At 73.0% G+C, this 19,214-nt stretch carries 15 protein-coding genes; 8 read left to right on the forward strand and 7 right to left on the reverse strand.

The window, feature by feature from the left end:
* The first annotated feature begins 424 nt into the window (after nucleotides 1-424).
* Complete coding sequence (locus ACZ5XZ_RS16055; protein WP_468978234.1) at nucleotides 425-874, forward strand: PTS sugar transporter subunit IIA; 450 nt, start codon at nucleotides 425-427, stop codon at nucleotides 872-874.
* A gap of 76 nt (nucleotides 875-950) precedes the next feature.
* Entirely contained in the window at nucleotides 951-2,621 is a 1,671-nt protein-coding gene (gene ptsP / locus ACZ5XZ_RS16060; RefSeq protein WP_468978236.1) for a phosphoenolpyruvate--protein phosphotransferase, read from the forward strand.
* Between the two features lie 88 nt (nucleotides 2,622-2,709).
* Here ptsP and ACZ5XZ_RS16065 read toward each other — a convergent pair whose 3' ends face one another.
* Both ACZ5XZ_RS16065 and ACZ5XZ_RS16070 read right to left on the reverse strand, forming a co-directional pair.
* The gene (locus ACZ5XZ_RS16065) at nucleotides 2,710-3,654 is read right to left on the reverse strand and encodes a hypothetical protein (RefSeq protein ID WP_468978237.1); all 945 of its coding nucleotides are present in this window, start codon (nucleotides 3,652-3,654) and stop codon (nucleotides 2,710-2,712) included.
* 154 nt (nucleotides 3,655-3,808) lie between these two features.
* Nucleotides 3,809-5,842 (reverse strand): acetoacetate--CoA ligase, encoded by a 2,034-nt coding sequence (locus tag ACZ5XZ_RS16070; RefSeq protein ID WP_468978239.1) that lies wholly within the window; start codon nucleotides 5,840-5,842, stop codon nucleotides 3,809-3,811.
* A gap of 331 nt (nucleotides 5,843-6,173) precedes the next feature.
* Between ACZ5XZ_RS16070 and ACZ5XZ_RS16075 the strand changes: the two genes are divergently transcribed.
* The gene (locus tag ACZ5XZ_RS16075) at nucleotides 6,174-8,570 is read left to right on the forward strand and encodes a glycoside hydrolase family 31 protein (protein WP_468978241.1); all 2,397 of its coding nucleotides are present in this window, start codon (nucleotides 6,174-6,176) and stop codon (nucleotides 8,568-8,570) included.
* 90 nt (nucleotides 8,571-8,660) lie between these two features.
* Nucleotides 8,661-9,464 carry a M15 family metallopeptidase gene (locus tag ACZ5XZ_RS16080; RefSeq protein ID WP_468978243.1) on the forward strand — a complete coding sequence of 268 codons (804 nt, stop codon included), beginning with the start codon at nucleotides 8,661-8,663 and terminating at the stop codon, nucleotides 9,462-9,464.
* A 40-nt stretch (nucleotides 9,465-9,504) separates the two neighbouring features.
* On the opposite strand, the gene ACZ5XZ_RS16085 is transcribed toward ACZ5XZ_RS16080, so the two are convergent.
* Nucleotides 9,505-10,422: an NUDIX hydrolase gene (locus ACZ5XZ_RS16085; RefSeq protein ID WP_468978244.1), complete on the reverse strand. Its 918-nt coding sequence runs from the start codon at nucleotides 10,420-10,422 to the stop codon at nucleotides 9,505-9,507.
* A gap of 250 nt (nucleotides 10,423-10,672) precedes the next feature.
* On the opposite strand from ACZ5XZ_RS16085, the gene ACZ5XZ_RS16090 reads away from it, so the two are divergent.
* From ACZ5XZ_RS16090 to glpK, 3 genes are all read left to right on the forward strand, one after another.
* Nucleotides 10,673-12,400 (forward strand): bifunctional diguanylate cyclase/phosphodiesterase, encoded by a 1,728-nt coding sequence (locus ACZ5XZ_RS16090; protein ID WP_468978247.1) that lies wholly within the window; start codon nucleotides 10,673-10,675, stop codon nucleotides 12,398-12,400.
* 151 nt (nucleotides 12,401-12,551) lie between these two features.
* Nucleotides 12,552-13,319 carry an MIP/aquaporin family protein gene (locus ACZ5XZ_RS16095; protein WP_468978249.1) on the forward strand — a complete coding sequence of 256 codons (768 nt, stop codon included), beginning with the start codon at nucleotides 12,552-12,554 and terminating at the stop codon, nucleotides 13,317-13,319.
* A gap of 52 nt (nucleotides 13,320-13,371) precedes the next feature.
* On the forward strand, nucleotides 13,372-14,910 hold the full coding sequence (gene glpK / locus ACZ5XZ_RS16100; protein ID WP_468978250.1) for a glycerol kinase GlpK: 1,539 nt from the start codon (nucleotides 13,372-13,374) through the stop codon (nucleotides 14,908-14,910).
* 58 nt (nucleotides 14,911-14,968) lie between these two features.
* Here glpK and ACZ5XZ_RS16105 read toward each other — a convergent pair whose 3' ends face one another.
* From ACZ5XZ_RS16105 to ACZ5XZ_RS16115, 3 genes are all read right to left on the reverse strand, one after another.
* Complete coding sequence (locus ACZ5XZ_RS16105; protein ID WP_468978253.1) at nucleotides 14,969-15,580, reverse strand: GTP-binding protein; 612 nt, start codon at nucleotides 15,578-15,580, stop codon at nucleotides 14,969-14,971.
* Nucleotides 15,581-15,726: 146 nt separating this feature from the next.
* Nucleotides 15,727-16,344, reverse strand: a complete 618-nt coding sequence (locus tag ACZ5XZ_RS16110) for a TetR/AcrR family transcriptional regulator (RefSeq protein WP_468978254.1) — start codon at nucleotides 16,342-16,344, stop codon at nucleotides 15,727-15,729.
* Nucleotides 16,345-16,406: 62 nt separating this feature from the next.
* Nucleotides 16,407-17,276 carry an alpha/beta fold hydrolase gene (locus ACZ5XZ_RS16115; RefSeq protein WP_468978255.1) on the reverse strand — a complete coding sequence of 290 codons (870 nt, stop codon included), beginning with the start codon at nucleotides 17,274-17,276 and terminating at the stop codon, nucleotides 16,407-16,409.
* Between the two features lie 421 nt (nucleotides 17,277-17,697).
* Here ACZ5XZ_RS16115 and ACZ5XZ_RS16120 point away from each other — a divergent pair, with 421 nt between their 5' ends.
* Nucleotides 17,698-18,702, forward strand: coding sequence for an MASE1 domain-containing protein (locus ACZ5XZ_RS16120; protein ID WP_468978610.1), 1,005 nt, complete (start codon nucleotides 17,698-17,700; stop codon nucleotides 18,700-18,702).
* Nucleotides 18,703-18,788: 86 nt separating this feature from the next.
* Here the strand turns inward: ACZ5XZ_RS16120 and ACZ5XZ_RS16125 are convergent, their stop codons facing one another.
* A complete protein-coding gene (locus tag ACZ5XZ_RS16125; RefSeq protein ID WP_468978258.1) occupies nucleotides 18,789-19,202 on the reverse strand; it encodes a DUF742 domain-containing protein in 414 nt (137 codons plus the stop codon).
* Nucleotides 19,203-19,214 lie beyond the last annotated feature (12 nt).

The raw sequence follows: 19,214 nt of genomic DNA on the forward strand, positions 1-19,214 counted from the left end.
TCTGGCGTTGACTTTTGGCACGCTGTTGAGTTCTCAAGGAACGGACGCTTCCTTTGTTCCTGTTTCACCAGGATCTCCGGGCGCTTCCCTTCGGTGTTTCACACTCTATCAGGCCTTTTCCGGCTTTCGAACCGCTGCTTTTCTGCAGACATGCAGAAGCGCAATTCTTGAGTCGCGATCAAGACGCTGGGAGTGCCGCCCACCTCAACCGGACGCAGTGATTGCGTCTGGTTGTTTGGGGCAGGTCTCAGACAGTACAGCTCTGCTGTGGGCGAGGCAAATCGATTCAGCGGGACGCGCGGTGTGCAACTGGCGCCTGTCATGCGGAACCGTCAGTTCCTATGACTTACGCTTCTGAACGGTGCGCCGTCCAGGACAGGTAGTGACGGCGGCCTGATGAATCTCCACCCCTGGGAGGCTTCCCATGACCACCGTGACGTCCCCGCTCGCAGGACGCGCCATCGGACTCGCGGCTGTGCCCGACCCGGTGTTCTCCGGCGCGATGGTGGGTCCCGGTACCGCCATCGACCCCGTTCGTGAACCGTCTACCGCCGTCTCGCCCGTGGACGGTGTTCTCGTCTCACTGCACCCGCATGCGTTCGTCGTCGTCGACGGTGAGGGGCACGGCGTGCTCACTCACCTCGGTATCGACACCGTTCAGCTCAATGGCGAGGGCTTCGAGCTGCTCGTGAACAAGGGCGACACCGTCACCCGCGGCCAGGAGATCGTGCGCTGGAACCCGGCCGCGGTCGAGGAGGCCGGCAAGTCGCCGGTGTGCCCGGTCGTCGCGCTCGAGGCCACCGCCGACTCGCTCGGCGATGTGCGCGAGGACGGCGACATCAAGGCGGGCGACGAGCTCTTCTCCTGGCAGTAGCCGGGCGCCGTCCCCAACGGCAGAGACGACATTCACCGCGGCGGCCGGGCCGTCGCATCAACCGGAGACGGGTGCAATGGAGACAACGCTGCGAGGCGTCGGTGTGAGCCACGGTGTGGCGATAGGCGAGGTGCGGCACATGGGCACGGCGGTTCTGGAGCCGCCGGCCAAGCAGATTCCGGCCGATGAGGCGGAGCGCGAACAGGGGCGTGCCCGTCAGGCCGTGGAGGCCGTCGCCGCCGACCTGATAGCGCGTGGAAACCTGGCGGGCGGCGAGGCACAGGCCGTTCTGGAGGCCCAGGCGCTGATGGCGCAGGACCCCGAGCTGATGGCGGACGTCGAGCGGCGGATCGCCGTCGGCAGCACCGCCGAGCGCGGTGTGTACGACGCCTTCGCGGCCTACCGGGCGCTGCTTGCCGGTGCCGGTGAGTACCTGGCGGGGCGGGTCGCCGACCTCGACGATGTGCGCAACCGTATCGTCGCCCGGCTGCTGGGTGTGCCGATGCCGGGTGTGCCGGACAGCGACGAGCCGTATGTGCTGATCGCGCGGGATCTGGCGCCGGCCGACACCGCGCTGCTGGACCCGACGCTGGTGCTCGGGTTCGTCACCGAGGAGGGCGGGCCGACCAGCCACAGCGCGATTCTGGCGCGGGCGCTGGGTGTGCCGGCCGTCGTGGCGCTGCCGGGCGCGGGTGAGTTGGTCGAGGGCACGGTGATCGCCGTCGACGGCAGCACCGGAGAGATCTTCGTGGAACCGAGCGCCGAGAAGCGGGCGGAGTTGGAGCGGGCCGCCGCGGAGCGGAAGGCGGCACTGGCCGCCTCGTCCGGTCCCGGGGCCACCTCTGACGGGCACAAGGTGCCGCTGCTGGCGAACGTCGGTGGTCCCGGTGATGTGGCCGCCGCCGTGGAGGCCGGGGCCGAGGGTGTCGGGCTCTTCCGTACCGAGTTCCTCTTCCTGGACGACAGCAAGCAGGCGCCGTCCGAGGAGAAGCAGGTCGAGGCGTACCGGAAGGTGCTGGAGGCGTTCCCGGAGGGCCGCGTGGTCGTACGCGTGCTGGACGCCGGTGCCGACAAGCCGCTGGACTTCCTGACGCCGGCGGATGAGCCGAACCCGGCGCTGGGTGTGCGGGGTCTGCGTACGCTGCTCGACCACCCCGAGGTGCTGCGTACCCAGCTGACGGCGCTGGCGAAGGCTGCCGAGGGTCTGCCGGTCTACCTCGAGGTCATGGCCCCGATGGTGGCGGACCGGATCGACGCCAAGGCGTTCGCGGACGCGTGCCGGGAGGCCGGGCTGCGGGCGAAGTTCGGTGCGATGGTCGAGATTCCGTCCGCGGCGCTGCGGGCCCGCTCGATTCTGCAAGAGGTGGAGTTCCTTTCGCTGGGGACCAACGACCTGGCGCAGTACACCTTCGCCGCCGACCGTCAGGTGGGTGCGGTCTCGCGCCTGCAGGATCCCTGGCAGCCGGCGCTGCTCGACCTCGTGGCGGCTTCGGCCGAGGCCGCGAAGGCCGAGGGCAAGAGCTGTGGTGTCTGTGGTGAGGCGGCCTCCGATCCGCTGTTGGCGTGTGTGCTGACGGGGCTCGGTGTCACCAGCCTGTCGATGGGTGCGGCGTCGCTTCCCTATGTGCGGGCGACGCTGGCCAAGCACACGCTGGCGCAGTGCGAGCGTGCGGCGGCCGCGGCGCGGGCCGCGGACACCGCCGATGACGCCCGGGCGGCCGCGCAGGCAGTGCTCTCCGGCGAGTGATGTCGCAGGAGACGTCGTAGGAGCCTTGACGGCCGTCCCGCCCTTGTGGCGGGGCGGCCGTTTTGTGTGTGCCGCGGTTGCGTGCGGCTCAGTGGTCGTGGGCGTCGGGCGGGGGGTCGAGGGGCAGGCCGGGGGCGTAGTCGACGCCGGGCTCGGGCGGGATCGGTTCTCCGCTGTCGGCGTCGGTGCAGTAGGCGGTGAAGACCTCGGCGGCGGTGAGCGGGCGGAGCCAGGAGTCGCGCAGGGACCAGCCGCGGACCGTGTCGCGCAGGGGCCCGGCGGTGGCACCGTGGTGGGCGGAGCCCGCGGGTCCGGTGGGGTCGGCGGTCGTGCGGGAGACGATGCCGCCGGGGGTGCGCAGGGCGAGGCCGGTGGCGAGGACGGTGCAGAAGACGAGGGTCTCGGCTTCGGCGAGCCTGAGGCGGTCGCCGGCGCCGTCGGTGGCGCGCAGGACCGCGAGGAGGGACGGCTCGCCCGCGGCGACGGAGCAGACGAGGTGGTGGGTGCCGCCGCCGAGGGACGTCAGCAGCTGCTGGAGGGCCTGGGTGGCGCGGGTGAAGGCGGAGTGGGCGAGGTCGGCGCCGCAGTCGTCGCAGCTGCCGGCGCGGGCGAGGAGGGCGGCGGCGTGGTTCCAGGCCGCCTGGCGGTCGGCCTCCTCGACGAGTAACGGCAGCAGCTGCCGCAGCGGCTCGCCTTCGTACGTCACCCGGGCGCCGGTGCGGGCGGCTTCGGCGGTGTAGCGGGTGCGGCTGTCGGGGCGGTCCGGGTCCAGGTCACGCTCCGCGCAGTACTTCTCGAAGGCGGCCGGGTCGAAGAGGCTGAGGGTGGTGAGCACGCCCTGGGCGGCGAGGGTGCGCAGCAGGGTCTCCATCTGCTGGAGGTAGCTGCCGTGGTCGTCGAAGGGGAAGGTGCGGTAGCGGCGCATGGCGGTGAAGTCCTGCTCGTCCGCGAGGACGGCGGCGGTGCTGGGGACTTCGCGGCGCAGTGTGCGGTGGGCGGCGGACCGGTTGGTGTGCCGGGATGCGGATGTCATGACTCCCCCTGGGTGAGATGCGCCCGTTGCGAGCGGGGCGCTGACCGAACGTCACTTGTCACTCACAGTAATCGGGGGGTCTGACAATCGCGGTCGGCGCCGGACCGACAGGCAGCAGGTGCCCGGTCGGTCCGGCGCCGGCCGGGCCCGCTGTCTACGTCGTGGGGCGTTCGGCCGCGCGGTCGCGGGCCACCCGCTCGTAGAAGCTCAGGAGTGCGATGTTGTCGACGGAGCCGGGGTTGACGGCCTTGTCGAGGGGGGTGCCCTGGAGGAGGCGTTTGACGGGCACCTCGATGCGCTTGCCGGTGAGGGTGTGGGGGACGCCGGGGGCTTCGATGATGTCGTCGGGGACGTGCCGCGGCGAGAGCTGTTCGCGCAGGGTGCGCTTGATGCGGTCGCGCAGGTCGTCGTCGAGGGTGGCGCCGGGGGCGAGGTGGACGAAGAGCGGCATCCAGTAGCCGCCGTCGGGGAGTTCCAGGCCGATGACGAGGGATTCGCGGATCTCGGGGAGCCGTTCGACGGCTTCGTAGATGTCGGCGGAGCCCATCCGGACGCCCTGGCGGTTGAGGGTGGAGTCGGAGCGGCCGTGGATGACGACGCTGCCGCGGGAGGTGACGGTGATCCAGTCGCCGTGCCGCCAGACACCGGGGTACATGTCGAAGTAGCTGTCGTGGTAGCGGGCGCCGTCGGGGTCGTTCCAGAAGCGGGTGGGCATGGACGGCATGGGTTTGGTGACGACGAGTTCGCCGACCTCGTCGATGACGGGCTTGCCCTGGGGGTCCCAGGCCTGCAGGTCGGTGCCGAGGCAGGGGGCCTGGAGTTCACCGATGTGGACGGGGAGGGTGGGGACGGCGCCGGCGAAGCAGCTGCAGACGTCGGTGCCGCCGCTGACCGAGGCCGTCCACAGGTCGGCGCCGCTCTCCGCGAAGGAGTCGTGCAGCCAGCGGAAGCCGTCCGGCGGGAGCGGGGAGCCGGTGGTGGCCACGCAGGTGATGGCGGAGAGGTCGAGGTCGCGGGCGGGATGGATGCCGGCCTTGCGGCAGGCCATGACGTAGGCGGCGGAGGTGCCGAAGACGGTGGCGCGGGTGGTTTCGGCGACCCGCCACTGGGCGGTGATGTCGGGGTGGCCGGGGCTGCCGTCGTAGAGCACGATGGTGGAGCCCACCAGCAGGCCGGCGACGAGGAAGTTCCACATCATCCAGCCGGTGGAGGTGTACCAGAAGAACCGGTCGCCCGGGCCGAGGTCGCAGTGCAGCCCGGTCTGCTTGAGGTGTTCGAGCAGGATGCCGCCCTGGGACTGGACGATGGCCTTGGGCAGTCCGGTGGTGCCGGAGGAGTACAGGACCCACAGCGGGTGGTCGAACGGGACCTGTTCGAAGACCGGTTCGGTGTGCTGCGAGGTCAGGTCCGACCAGTTCACGGCGCCTTCGGGAGCGGGGGTGCCGAGCAGCGGGATGTGGACGACGGCGCGCAGAGTGGGCAGTTCGGCGCGGAGTTCGCCAACGGTGTCGCGGCGGTCGTGCTCCTTGCCGCCGTAGCGGTAGCCGTCGACGGTGAACAGGACGACCGGTTCGATCTGCTGGAAGCGGTCCAGGACGCTGCGGGCGCCGAAGTCGGGGGCGCAGGAGGTCCAGACGGCGCCGACGGCGGCGGTGGCCAGGAGGGCGACGACGGCCTGCGGGATGTTGGGGACATAGCCGCTGACCCGGTCTCCGGGACGGACGCCGAGGCGGCGGAGTGCGGCGGCCAGCGATCCGACCTGGGCGCGCAGCTCCGCCCAGGTGACGGGGGTGGGCTCGTGGGTCTCGTCGACGTACAGGAGCGCGGGGTCGTCGGCGCGCGCCGGGTCCTCGCCGGCGCGCAGGGCGTGCTCGGCGTAGTTGAGGGTGGCGCCGGGGAACCAGCGGGCGCCGGGCATAGCGGAGTCGGCGAGGACGGTGTCGTAGGGGGTGGCGAAGCGGACGTCGAACCATTCGGCGGTGGCCTGCCAGAAGGCGGGCAGTGCGTCGACGGACCACCGGTGCAGCGCGGCGTAGCTCGCGGCGGGGTCGCCGGGGGTGGCGGCGGGCGCGCCGTGCCGCTCGGCGGCCCAGGTGTGGAAGCGGGTGACCTGCGCGCCGGCGATACGGTCCGGGCCGGGCTGCCAGAGGGGTTCCGGCCGGTGGTCGGACTGCGGTGCGGTGGTCATGATGCGGCTCCCGGTCGGTACGCGTGGTGTGCGTCGTATGCGTCGGGCGCGCACCGCGGTGGGGGTCCCCCGGCCCGACGTGTGCGCGTGACACGGCTTTCCTGGACGATGCCATGTGATCGACTTGTGCACCAGGGTGGGCTGCCCATATTCGGAGTGTGGCGGATGTGGCGTAGCCATGTGGTGCGGGCCGGGCCGGGAAGGGGGCCGCCGGGATTCGGCCACCGGGCGGCGGTCCTCAGGCCTCAAGGTGGCCGAGCGTGACCTCGTGCAGGTGAACGGCAGTTGAACGCTGCCCGGATGCCCGGACGTCAATGGCAGGCTGACCGGCATGGACGGGCGTGATCTGGTGCGGTCGGTACGGGTGGTCAGGGCGGTCGGGCCGGCGCAGGGGCTGCGGTCCGTGCGCTCGGCGTGGCGGGCGCGGAGGGCGGATGCGAAGGCGCTGCCGCGCGGCGGCGGGGAGCGGGCACGGGTACCGGGGGCGGCGTGTGGCGCGGAGCCGCTGCCGGGCGGCGGGGTGATCCGCTTCGCGCGGTCGTCGCTGCGGGTGCGGGTGGCGTCGGGCGGTGCCGTCTTCTGCGGCTGGGACGGTGCCGAGCCGGAGCCCTCCTACGCGCTGGCCGGGGCGTGTCCCGAGGTGGACGCCCGGGCGGTGCTGGAGCCCGATACGGAGGGCGGCTGGCGGGTGGTCTCCGAGCGGGTGCTGGTGGCGGTGTCCCGGCACGGCGCGGTGGAGGTGCGCACACCGGGTGGAGCGGTGCTGCGGCGGGAGCTGCCGCCGCGCTGGTGGGACCGTACGGACGCGGAGGGCGTATCCGGGGCGGGCGGGCGGCCGGAGGCGTGCGGCGCGTCGCGGTGGATACAGCGCTCGGAGGTGGCGGCCGATGCCCGGTTCTTCGGGCTGGGCGGCCGGGCGCACGGGCCGCGGCTGCGGGACGGCGTCTACCGGCTGTGGAACACCGATCCGGGCGGTGCGTTCGAGCCGGGCGACGATCCGCTGTCGGTGACGATGCCGGTGCAACTGGTGGTGGCGGACGCGGGTACCCATCTGATCTTCCACGACAACTCCTGGGACGGCCGGGTGCTGCTCCGGGAAGGCGCGGAGGGCGCGGGCTCCGGGCACGACCGTCCGGGCAGCTGCGAGGTGCGGATGGACGGCGGGCCGCTGCGCTACTGGGTGCTGGCCGGCACCCCCGCCAGGGTGCTGCAGGTCTGGACGGCACTGACCGGGGCGCCCGCACTGCCGCCCCAGTGGGCGCTGGGCCACCAGCACGCCCGTTGGGGGTTCGGCGGCCAGGACGAGGTGCGCCGGGTGGTGCACGGCTATCAGGAGCGCGAACTGCCGCTGTCCGCCGTCCATTTGGACATCGACCACTTCGACCGGCACCGGGTGTTCACCGTCGATCGCGCACGCTATCCGGATCTGCCGGGTCTGGCCCGGGAGTTGCGGGCGCAGGGGGTGCGCCTGGTGTCGATCGTGGATCCTGCGGTGAAGGCGCAGCCGGGCGAGGCGGTGTACGAGGGCGGGGCGGGGTCCGATGCCTTCGTACGGGACGCCGGGGGGCGGGAGGTGCGCGGGGTGGTGTGGGCCGGGGAGTCGGTGTACCCGGACTTCACCGACGCGCGGGTGCGCAAGTGGTGGGGTGCGCAGTACGCGGAGCGGCTGGCGCAGGGCTTCGCCGGCTTCTGGCACGACATGAACGAGCCGGTCTCCTTCGCGGCCTTCGGGGAGCAGACGCTGCCGCGCTCGGCCCGGCATGCGCTGGAGGGGCGGGGCGGCGACCACCGCGAGGCGCACAACGTCTACGGTCTGGCGATGGCGCAGGCCGGCTTCGAGGGGCTGTGCGAACTGCGCCCGGCCGAGCGGCCGTTCCTCTTCTCCCGTTCGGGGTGGGCGGGGATGCAGCGCTATGGGGGCACCTGGTCGGGGGATGTGGCGACGGGCTGGTCGGGGCTGCGGGCCTCGTTGTCGCTGGTGCTGGGGCTGGGGCTGTGCGGGGTGCCGTACAGCGGCCCCGATGTCGGCGGGTTCTCCGAGGTGCCCTCCCGGGAGCTGTATCTGCGCTGGTTCCAACTGGGCGCGTATCTGCCGCTGTTCCGTACGCACTCGGCGATCTGGGCGGGCCGACGGGAGCCGTGGGAGTTCGGGCCGGAGGTGCTGGAGCACGCCCGCACGGCGCTGCGCGAGCGGCAGCGGCTGCTGCCGTACTTCGAGACGTTGGGCCAGTTGGCGCGGCTGACGGGGGCGCCGTACGTCCGCCCGGTGTGGTGGAGCGCGCCGCGGGACCGCGCGCTGCGGGACTGCGAGGACGCCTTTCTGCTGGGGGACGCGCTGCTGGTGGCGCCGGCGCTGGCGGCGGGTGTGACCCGGCGGCCGGTGCGGCTGCCGCGCGGGCGGTGGTACGACACCGCGACCGGGCGGGCTCACGACGGTCCCGGGCAGGTGTGGGTGGACGCGCCGCTGTCACGGATTCCGGTGCTGGTGCGGGCCGGTGCGGTGCTGCCGGTGGCGGGCGAGGACGGCGGGACGGAGCTGGAGGTGTGGGCACCGGCGGCCGGGCGCGGCGGCAGTGGTCTGGTGGTGCCGGACGCCGGGGACGGCTGGCGGCGGCCGACGGTGGAGCGTTTCGCCTCGCGGTGGGAGGGCGACCGGGTGGTCGTGGAGCGGCGGGACGGCGGCGCGGTGGGGTATCCGGTGCGGGTGCGGGGGCTGGTGGGTGGGTAGCGCGGTTGCGTCCGGTGGCGCTCTTCCCCGGGCGGTTGCGTGCGGTGGCGCTCTTCCCCCGCACGCGCCGCGCCTGGTAGACGAGGGGCCATGCCGAGACTCGCTGCCGCGCTGCGCGGCCTGGCCGTTGCCGCCGCCGCCCTGATGACCGTCGCCACACTGCCGTCGGGGGCGGCGGCGGGGTCCGCTCACCGGGCGGCGCCCCCGTCCGCGTTGCCCAAGGGGTTCGTCGCGCTGCGCGAGGTGGACCCCACGATCATCCAGGAGATGCGCTACGTCACCCCGCACAACTTCGTGGGCGTCCCGGTGGACGGCTACCAGCGGCCGACGTGCCTGCTGACCCGGGACGCCGCGCGGGCGCTGCACCGCGCGCAGCTGTCCTTCCTCAGGCGGGGGCTCTCGCTGAAGGTGTACGACTGCTACCGGCCGCAGCGCGCCGTGGACCACTTCGTGCGGTGGGCCAGGGACCTGGGTGACCAGCGGATGAAGGCGGAGTTCTATCCGCGGGTGGACAAGACCAGGCTGTTCGACGACGGCTATATCGCGGCCAAGTCGGGCCACAGCAGGGGAAGTACGCTCGATGTGACGCTGGTGCGGCTGCCGGCCGTGCCCACCCGTCCGTATGTGCCGGGTGAGCCGCTGACGCCCTGTTACGGGCCGAGGGCCGGGCGCTTCCCGGACAACTCGCTCGACATGGGGACCGGCTTCGACTGCTTCGACACCCTCGCGCACACCCTCGACCCGCGCGTCCGCGGGCGCCAGCTGGCCCATCGCCTGCTGCTCAAGGAGGGGCTGGAGCGGGCCGGGTTCGTGAATCTGCCGGAGGAGTGGTGGCACTACACCTTCAAGCCGGAGCCCTTTCCGGACACCTACTTCGACTTCCCCGTCCGGTGACGGCTTCCCCGTCCAGTGACCTCGCCGGCGCCGCCGGCGGTCATCGCGCGCTCTCCTCGGGGCGCAGCAGCGCCGGGTGCAACAGCCGGGCGTCGCCCGCCCGGTAGAGGCGGGCGCGCGGTCCGCCGCGGGCTCCGCCGCGCGACGCGGTCGTCCCGGTGGCTTCGACGAAGCCGGGGACGGAGAGCACCTTGCGGTGGAAGTTCCCGGCGTGCAACGGGCTGCCCCAGATGGATTCGTAGACGCCGCGGAGTTCGACGACGGTGAACTCGGTGCCGAGGAAGGCCGTGGCCAGCGGGGTGTACTCGATCTTGGCGCGGGCCCGGTCGAGGCCGTCCGCGACGATGCGGGCGTGGTCGAAGGCGAGCGGGAGCGGTGCCTCGGCGGCACCTGGGCCGGGTGTCCGGTCGGCCGGGGTCCGGGGCGCGGAATCACCCCCGTGGATCCCGCGCCCCGGGCCCTGATGTGGGGGACGCGGCCGGGCCGCGTCCGGTTCGCCGAGCCCGAGTGCGCCGACCGGGACCCAGGCGGCGGCCGTGGCGTCGCCGCCGCCGCGCGCCTCGGGGAGGTCGGGGGCGAAGGCGAGGTAGGCGACGGTGACCACGGGCATCCGCGGGTCCCGGCCGGGGTCGCCGTACGAGCCGAGCTGTTCGAGGTGGACACGCTGAAGCTGGGTGGCGTCCAGCCCGGTCTCCTCGGCCAGTTCGCGGGCGGCGGCCTCGTCGAGCGACTCCCGGCCGGCGCGGACGAAGCCGCCCGGCAGCGCCCAGGCGCCCTGGAAGGGCGGGCCGCCGCGCTCGACGAGCAGGAGGTGCAGGGCGCCCGCGCGCAGGGTCAGCACGACGATATCGACGGTCACGGCGATGGCCGGGAAGTCGCGCGGGTCGTAGGCCGCGAGGAAGGCGCGCTCGCCGTCGTCGGCGCCGCCGCTCCTGCCGCCCTGCGGGTCCGTCTCCACGGCCGTGCCCCCTCGTGGCTCATTCTCACTCTGAGTCTTTCTCGGAACGAGAACAACTTAGCAGCGGGTGTGCACGGCGTCCACGCCGACCGGAATCCGATGGACCGTCAGGGCCCCGGACTCGACGTGCACCGCACCCTCGAACGTCCTGTGTGCATCGCGCGGCAGCCGCCCGCACGCTCCGGAAGGGTGCGTGAACAGTGCGTTAATCACACCCAGTTGGGGGTTGGGGCGGGGCATGCTGCTCCTCGTGCCTGCCTGGACGGACCAGCTTCGATTCGCCTTCCAGCCCGTCGTGAACCTCTCGACCGGTTCGGTCGCCGCGCTGGAGATACTCGCCCGCCCCGAGCCAGGCGAGATCGACGTTCTGGCCACCGCACGGCGCTGTCCCGACCTGGACGCCGAACTCGCGGCGCTCGCCGTTCGGACGGCGGCACACCAGGAGACGCTGCTGCCGCTGCACGTCAACGTCTTCGCGACGACCGTCGCCGAGCTGCCCCGGCTGACGGCGCTGGGCAAGGCCGTGCACGACATCGGCCGCCGGCCGTGGGAGATCACCCTCGATCTCGTCGGGCCGTTCACCCATGTCCCGCGCGCCGCGCTGCTGGAGTCGGTGACGGTGCTGCGCGACGAGGGCTACCGGATCTGCGCGGACGGGGTCGGGGACGGCGATCTGCCGCTGCGGCTGCTCGGCGAGCTCGCGCCGGACCTCGTCAAGCTCGACGCATCGCTGTGCGCGCGGCTGGACACCGATCGGGGGCGGCAGGCCGCGGTGGCCGCGATGCGGCAGCTGTGCGAGCGGATCGGCGGGCTGCTGGCCATCGAGGGGGTGGAGAGCGAGCGGCAGTACGCGGCGGTGCGGGACGCCGGGGTACAGCTGGCGCAGGGCCACTTGTTCGCGCCGCCCGCACGGCGGCCGGCCACCGAGGTCTATCTGCCGCCGCCGGCCGCGCGGGCGGTGAGCGGGCCGGCGGTGCCGTACCGCCCGCCGTCCGGGCCGCCGGTCGCGCAGTTCCTGCAGCCCGCCGCACTGCTGCCGATGTCCGCGTCGGCGGGCGCGGTGCGCAGCCATCTCACCGGCTTTCCCGAGGTGTCGGGGGTGCTACTGGTGGACACCGACGGGGTGCCGGTCCGGGCGATCGACCGGGACCGGTTCCTGCTGTCGCTGTCCGGGCGCTACGGGCATGCGCTGTACGCCGACCGGCCGGCGCTGCGGCTCGCGGACCGGCCGCGGACGGTCGGGGCGGACGCCACCGCCTGGCAGGTGCTCGACGTGATCGCCGAGGGCGACCGCGACCGTACGGGGGACGATGTGGCGGTGGTGGACGAACGCGGCCGGTGCATGGGGGTGGTGCACCTCGCCGACATCGTGCGGGCACTGGCCGAGAGCCGGGTGGAGGAGGCGGCCCGGCTCAACCCGCTGACCCGACTGCCCGGTTCGGACGAGGTCAACGGCGAGGTGGACCGGCGGATCGCCGAGGGCCGGGCCTTCGCGCTGAGCTGGCTGGATGTGGACGGTTTCAAGCAGGTCAACGACGGCGCCGGGTTCGCGGCCGGCGACGAGCTGATCCGTGCGGTGGGGCGGACGCTGGCCGGGGTCGCGGCGGGCGAGCCGGCCTGCCGGGTCGGCCACATCGGCGGCGACGACTTCCTGGTGCTGACCGAGCCGGACGGTCTGGAGCCGTTCGCCGCGGCGCTGCTGGACGTGGCCTGGTCGGCGGGCGGGCGGGCGGTCACGCTGTCGCTGGCGACCGCGGTGTGCCCGCCCGGCAGCGTCGGCGGGCACCATGCGGCCGCGGCCGCGCTGGCGCCGCTGAAGAAGGCGGCGAAGGCGCTGCCGGGGGCGAGCTGGGTGCTGGGCCGGCCGGGCTCGGGGCGTACCGAGGTCCGGCGCGGGTCACCGGTCCGGGTGCCCGGTCCGGCCGGGCCCGGATGCCCCGCCGCGCCCGGCCAGGGCGGGGTACGGGCTCCCGGCTAGGGCGGCACGCGGGACATCCCGAGGAGCCGTTGGCTCCTCAATGTCCTTTGTTGTATGCGACCTTGACGGTCCCTCACCTCGGGTGAACACTTCCGGACGCACCCTACGGAGGACCGGGGCCCGTCCCCGGGGCGAGAGCCAAGGAGCCGCCATGTATTCCAACGGGGACATCTTCGCCGGTGAAGTGATCGGCACCGCGATGCTGATTCTCTTCGGCGCCGGCGTGTGCGCCGCCGTCACCCTGCACCACTCCAAAGCCAGGGGCGCCGGCTGGGTCGTGATCGCGTTCGGCTGGGGCATGGGCGTACTGGCCGGGGCGTACACTGCGGCGCCGCTGTCCGGCGGGCACCTCAACCCCGCGGTGACGGTCGGCTCGGCGGTCGCGGGCGGCACCGAGTGGTCCAAGGTGCCGCTGTACGTCCTGGCCCAGATGCTCGGCGCGGGGATCGGTGCCGTACTGGCCTGGGCGCTGTACTACGCGCAGTTCGCCGCCAACGCCGAGCGGGACAAGGCCCAGCCGACGCTGGGGGTCTTCGCCACCGCCCCGGAGGTCCGCAAGCCGGTCGCCAACCTCGTCACCGAGGTCATCGCCACCATCGGCCTGGTGCTGCCCCTGCTGTTCTTCGGCCAGAACAAGGGCATCGGCATCGGCCAGGTGCCCGGCGCGCAGGCGGGGGTCTACGGCTCGGGGATCAATGTGCTGCTGGTCGCGCTGCTGGTGGTCGGCATCGGGCTGTCGCTCGGCGGGCCCACCGGCTATGCCATCAACCCGGCCCGCGACCTCGCCCCGCGCCTGGTGCACGCTCTGCTGCCGATCCCCAACAAGGGCTCCTCGGACTGGAGTTACGCCTGGATCCCGGTGGCCGGGCCGCTGATCGGCGCGGTGCTGGCCGGTCTGGTCCACAACTGCGTGTTCTGACCCGGAAGGCCCCGCACCCACTTCGAGCCAGGACGTCAGGAGGCGTGACGGTATGACCGAGCGAACCGGGAAGACCGAGAAGTACGTGGCCGCGATCGATCAGGGCACCACGTCGAGCCGCTGCATCATCTTCGACCACGGCGGGGCGATCGTCGCCGTCGACCAGCGCGAGCACCGGCAGATCTTCCCCAGGCCCGGCTGGGTGGAGCACGACGCGACCGAGATCTGGGCGAAGGTGCAGGCCGTGGTGGCGGGCGCGCTCGCCAAAGCGGGGCTGCGCGCCGACCAGCTCAGCGCGCTGGGCATCACCAACCAGCGGGAGACCACGGTCCTTTGGGACCGGGCCACCGGCAGACCGGTGCACCATGCGATCGTCTGGCAGGACACCCGTACCTCCCAGCTGTGCGCGCAGCTCGGCGGCCAGGACGGCCAGGACCGGTTCCGGGACGCCACCGGTCTGCCGCTGGCCAGCTACTTCTCCGGGCCGAAGGCGGCCTGGCTGCTGGACGAGGTGCCGGGGCTGCGGGCGCGCGCCGAACGCGGCGAGATCGCGTTCGGCACCATCGACTCCTGGCTGATCTGGAATCTGACCGGCGGCACCGACGGCGGGGTGCACGTCACCGACGTGACCAACGCGGGCCGCACGATGCTGATGAACCTGGGCACCCTGCAGTGGGACCCGGCGATCCTGTCGGCGATGAACGTGCCGGCCGCGATGCTGCCGGAGATCCGCTCGTCGGCGGAGGTGTACGGCACGGCGGTGGGGCAGCTGCACGGGGTGCCGGTGGCGTCCGCGCTGGGCGACCAGCAGGCCGCGGTGTTCGGACAGACCTGCTACGGCGTCGGCGAGGCCAAGAACACCTACGGCACCGGCTCGTTCCTGCTGCTCAACACCGGTAACCGCCCCGTTCCGTCCAAGAGCGGGCTGCTGACGACCATGGGCTACCAGCTCGGCGGCGAGGCGCCCGTCTACTGCCTGGAGGGCTCCATCGCCATTACGGGCGCGCTGGTGCAGTGGTTCCGCGACCAGCTCGGGATCATCGCGTCGGCCGAGGAGATCGAGCCGCTGGCGGCGAGCGTCCCGGACAACGGCGGGGCGTATGTGGTGCCGGCGTTCTCCGGTCTGTTCGCGCCGTACTGGCGTTCCGACGCGCGGGGTGTGATCACCGGCCTGACCGGGTTCGTCACCAAGGCGCATCTGGCCCGCGCCGTACTGGAGGCCACCAGCTGGCAGACCCGCGAGGTCGTGGACGCCATGTTCCAGGACTCCGGCGTGCGGATCACCCGGCTCAAGGTCGACGGCGGGATGACCGCCAACAACCTGCTGATGCAGCATCAGGCGGACGTGCTCGGGGTGCCCGTGATCCGCCCGGTGATCTCGGAGACGACCTGTCTGGGCGCGGCCTACGCGGCCGGGCTGGCGACCGGCGTCTGGCAGGACCTCGACGAGCTGCGCGGCCACTGGAAGCGCGACCGGCAGTGGGAGCCGCGGATGGACGACCGGACCCGCGAGGGCGAGTTCGCCAACTGGCGCAAGGCCGTGGAGCGGAGCTTCGGCTGGCTGCCCGAGGACGGCCCGGCGGCGTCGTAGCGCAGGCGTGCGGCCCGTGCCCCGGACGGCGGGGGGCGGGCCGTACTTCGGCGCCCGGTCAGGGAAGCGCGGGCTCCCGCCGCCGGGCGTCCGCGCGCAGCGCGTGCTGGACGACGGAGATCAGCACGTCCCGGACGGACTCCCGGCGGCGGGCGTCGCACAGCATCACCGGCACCTCGGGGTTCAGGTCCAGGGCTTCGCGTACCGCCTCCGGCGGATACTGGTCGGCGCCGTCGAAGCAGTTGACGGCGACCGTGAACGGCAGGCCGCGCCGCTCGAAGTAGTCGATGGCCGAGAAGCTGTCCGCGAGCCGGCGGGTGTCGGCGAGCACCACCGCGCCGAGCGCGCCGAGCGCCAGCTCGTCCCACAGGAACCAGAAGCGGTCCTGGCCGGGAGTGCCGAAGAGGTACAGGACCAGCTCGTCGTTGAGGGTGATCCGTCCGAAGTCCATCGCGACGGTGGTGGTGGTCTTGGCCTCCACCCCGTCGAGGTCGTCCACCGGCCGGCCCGCCTCGGTCAACCGCTCCTCCGTGCGCAGCGGTTTGATCTCGCTGACGGCACCGACCAGGGTGGTCTTGCCGACCCCGAAGCCGCCCGCGACCAGGATCTTGAGCGTCAGGGGATCGACGGGGGCGGTCCGTCGGCGATGGTCGGAGCGCCCGAAGACCATGGGATTCTTCTCCTGAAATGCCGGGAGTGCGAGCGGAGCTCGTCTGCTCCCGCGCGTCGGCGCACAGGGCAGCGGCTGCAAGGGAACGGTACAACGTACGCCGCGCGGCGCCCACTTGAGATGCATCACGCTTGGGCCACAGCCGGTCAGGGCCTGCGGGCCCCGAGCGCCTCGGGCCGGTCGAGCAGTCCCAGCAGGCTCACGAAGCTGGCTTCGATGAACGCGCAGAGCTCGTCGCGGGCCGCGTCGTCCGACTCCGGCCAGGTGGTGACCGCCTCCTCGGCGAACGCCATCCAGGCGCGGGAGGCCAGCTCCAGGCGCGGGGCGTCGGGCATGCCGAGCCGCCGCTGCCCGTCGCGCAGCCGGCGGGCGATCGTCTCGCGGGTCTCGCCGATGATGTCGGCCACCGCGGGGTGACTGCCCGCGACGCCCCGTACCAGCGCGAGGTACGCCTGCCGGTGCTCCAGGACGTACGCCACGAAGCCGGCGATGAACGCCCGCATCCAGGCGACCGGCTCCAGCGAGCCGTCCGGTTCGGTCGCGGCGGTGAAGCGGTCGCACTCGGCGCGGACCACGGCGCGGTAGAAGTCGCGCTTGGAGTCGAAGTAGTGGAAGAGCAGTCCGCGCGAGATACCGGCCCGCCGGGCGACTTCGTCGGTGGACAGCTCGTCCAGGGAGCGGTCGGCGAGCATCTCCAGCCCGATGCCGACCAGCTGCGCGCGGCGCTGGTCGGGGGTGAGTCGGGTGGTTCGCTTGCCGGGCATGCCCGCAGTTTACGGCGGTGGGCCGGGCGCGTTCGCGCTGTCCCCGGCCCGCCGCCGCAGCGTCAGGCGTACTGCCCGAGGTGGTCGAGGATCGTGGGGGTGACGAGGCCCGGGACCTCTTCGGGCAGCCAGTGGCTGGCGCCCTCCAGTGCCTCGAAGCGGTACGGGCCGTCCACCCACTCCCCCGTCGACTCGGCCGCGCCGCGGCCCAGCGCCATGTCCTCGCTGCCCCACAGAAAGAGGGTGGGGACGGTGATCCGGCCCGCGGGCACCGAGATGACGGACTCGGGGGCGCGGTACCAGTTCAGGGTGGCGGTCAGCGCGCCCGGTGCGGACAGCCGGCGGATGTTGCCCTCGACGAGCGCGTCGGGGACCTTTCCGCCGTACGCGGCGCGCAGCCGGGCGGCGTCGTCGGCGAGCAGGGCGGCCTCCGCCGCACCGTCGTCGCGGCGGAAGAAGCGGACGTAGTCGAGGCGGTGGTGCTGGGTGGGGTCCTCGGCGGCGGCGCGGTTGAGCGCATCCGGGTGCGGGGTGGCCAGCACGGTCAGGGACTTCAGCCGCTCGGGGTGGGCGCCGGCCAGCGCCCAGGCGACCATGCCGCCCCAGTCGTGGGAGACGAGGTGGAAGCGGCCGGCGCCCTGGGAGTCGGCGAAGGCGAGGGCGTCGGCGACGAGTTCGGGGACGGCGTAGTCGGCGATCCGGGTGGGGCGGGCCCGCGGGGAGTAGCCGCGCTGGTCGACGGCGAGGGCGCGGTAGCCGGCCGCGCCCAGGGCGGGGAGCACCGCGCTCCAGGAGTCGGCGAACTCCGGCCAGCCGTGCAGCAGCAGGACGAGCTCCCCGTCGGCGGGGCCCGAGGCCAGGGCGTCGTAGGTGTGCGGGCCGACCTGGATCTCCAGGCGCTCGACGGGGGCCGGGGTGGCGTCCGTGGGCATGGCGGCGGTTCTCCTCCTGTTGACAGTTGCTCAATAGAGCGTACTCCCGAGGTTGAGCAGTGCTCAACGAGCCAGGGGTAATGTGAGAGTTCAGCGGCGATTCGTCCCTACGGGGTCGGCCATGCGGAGCGGGGTGCTGAAGGAACGGTCACCGCGCCACCTCCGGCCCGCCGTCCGAGGAGCTGCTGCGCCTCCTCGGCCAGCTCACCCACCGCCTCCGGCGCGGAGGTGCTTGATGGACGGGCTCGCCGACCCGGCGGCCACGGTGATCGCGGTGGCCGATCTGACGGGGCACACCGACGATGCCGCCGTTCTCGTGCTCCGCCACAACGGCGGCCCCTACGCATAGGCGCGCCCGCGGCGACGAGCGGAGGCTGGTGTGGTGCACGACGAGCGGCGCGGACGGCACGACGGCACCGCCGTGCGGCTCCGCGCCGCCGTGTGGCGGCAACGGGTCACCGTCGTGCAGATCCTGGCGACCGCCGGAATCTATTACGGCAGCGCCCAGGTCGGCCTCCTGCAGGAGCTCGTCCGCGGCCAGGTCACCCCGCTGTGGCCGCCCACCGGCATCGCGCTGACGGCGCTGCTGCTGCTCGGCCTGCGGATGTGGCCGGGGATCGCCCTCGGCGCGTTCCTGGTCAACGTCTCGCTGGGGCCGTCGCTGCTGGTGGTCCTCGCGATCGTCGCGGGCAACACGATCGGCCCGGTGCTCTCCTGCTGGTTGCTGCGCCGGGCGGGGTTCCATACGGAGCTGGACCGGCTGCGCGACGCCCTGGCGCTGGTGGTGCTGGGCGCGCTGACCGGGATGCTGGTGAGTTCGACGGTCGGCAGCGGCGTCCTGGTGCTCTCCGGGGCGCTGCCGGCGTCGGGCTTCTGGCCCACCTGGGCGGTGTGGTGGACCGGGGACGCGATGGGGGTGCTGGTGATCACGCCGGTGCTGCTGCTCCTGAGCACCGTCCGGTGGCCGCTCACCAGGCGCGTCCACTTCCTGCGGTGGGCGGAGGCGGTGCTGCTGGTCGGCTGTACGTTCACCGTCACCGTGCTCGCCGTGAGCAGCTCGATGAATCTGCTCTTCCTGGTCTGGCCGTGCCTGATCTGGGCCGCGTTCCGGTTCGAACGGGCCGGGGCGGCGCCCTGTGCGCTGCTGGTCTCGACGGTCGCGATCGTGGCGGCCGCCCAGGGCTCGGGACCGTTCGCGCTGCACGACCTGTTCACCAACATGGTCATCCTGCAGGCCTTCAACGGGATCACCGCGCTCACCGCGCTGCTGCTCGCCGCGGTGATCACCGAGCGGCGCAACACCGAGCGGCAGATCATGCAGATCGTCCTCCAACTCTCGGAGGCGGTCAGCCAGCTGGACTCCGAGCCGTCCGCGGAGCAGTGGCCGCCGCCGCGCCGGAGGAAGTCCGACGACGACGGCGGATAGGGAGTGGACAGGGGGTGCACACGGGCTGCCTCCCCGAGGGGCGTCGGCAGGCCCGCGGGGACCGGACAGGCGCCCCAGGGCTCCGGTCACAGGGCCCGTAGGCCGTCGATCACCTCGCGCAGCACCTTCTCGTCGGGCAGCTCGGCGGGCGGCACCGGGCGGCTGACACGGACCAGGTCCGCGTCCAGCAGGTCGCCGATCAGGACCCGTACGACGCCGACCGGCAGGTCGAGTTCGGCCGCCAGCTCGGCGACCGACAGCGGCGTCTCCCGGCACAGCTCGACGATCTCGACCTGCTCCGGCGACAGCGTCTGGTCGTCGATCGTGCGCTCCGCCCGGCTCTCGGCGACCACCTGCGCGATCAGGTCGAGGCGCCCCTCGGCGTCCGTGCGGGTGCGCCCGCGCGTCATGGCGTACGGCCGGACGACGGGCCCCGCCTCGTCGTCGAACCAGCGGGCCGCCTCCCGGTCCCGCGCCGCCCGGCCGTCCTGATCGCTCATGGCGTCACCGTC

The organism is Streptomyces sp. NPDC033270 (assembly GCF_055576575.1).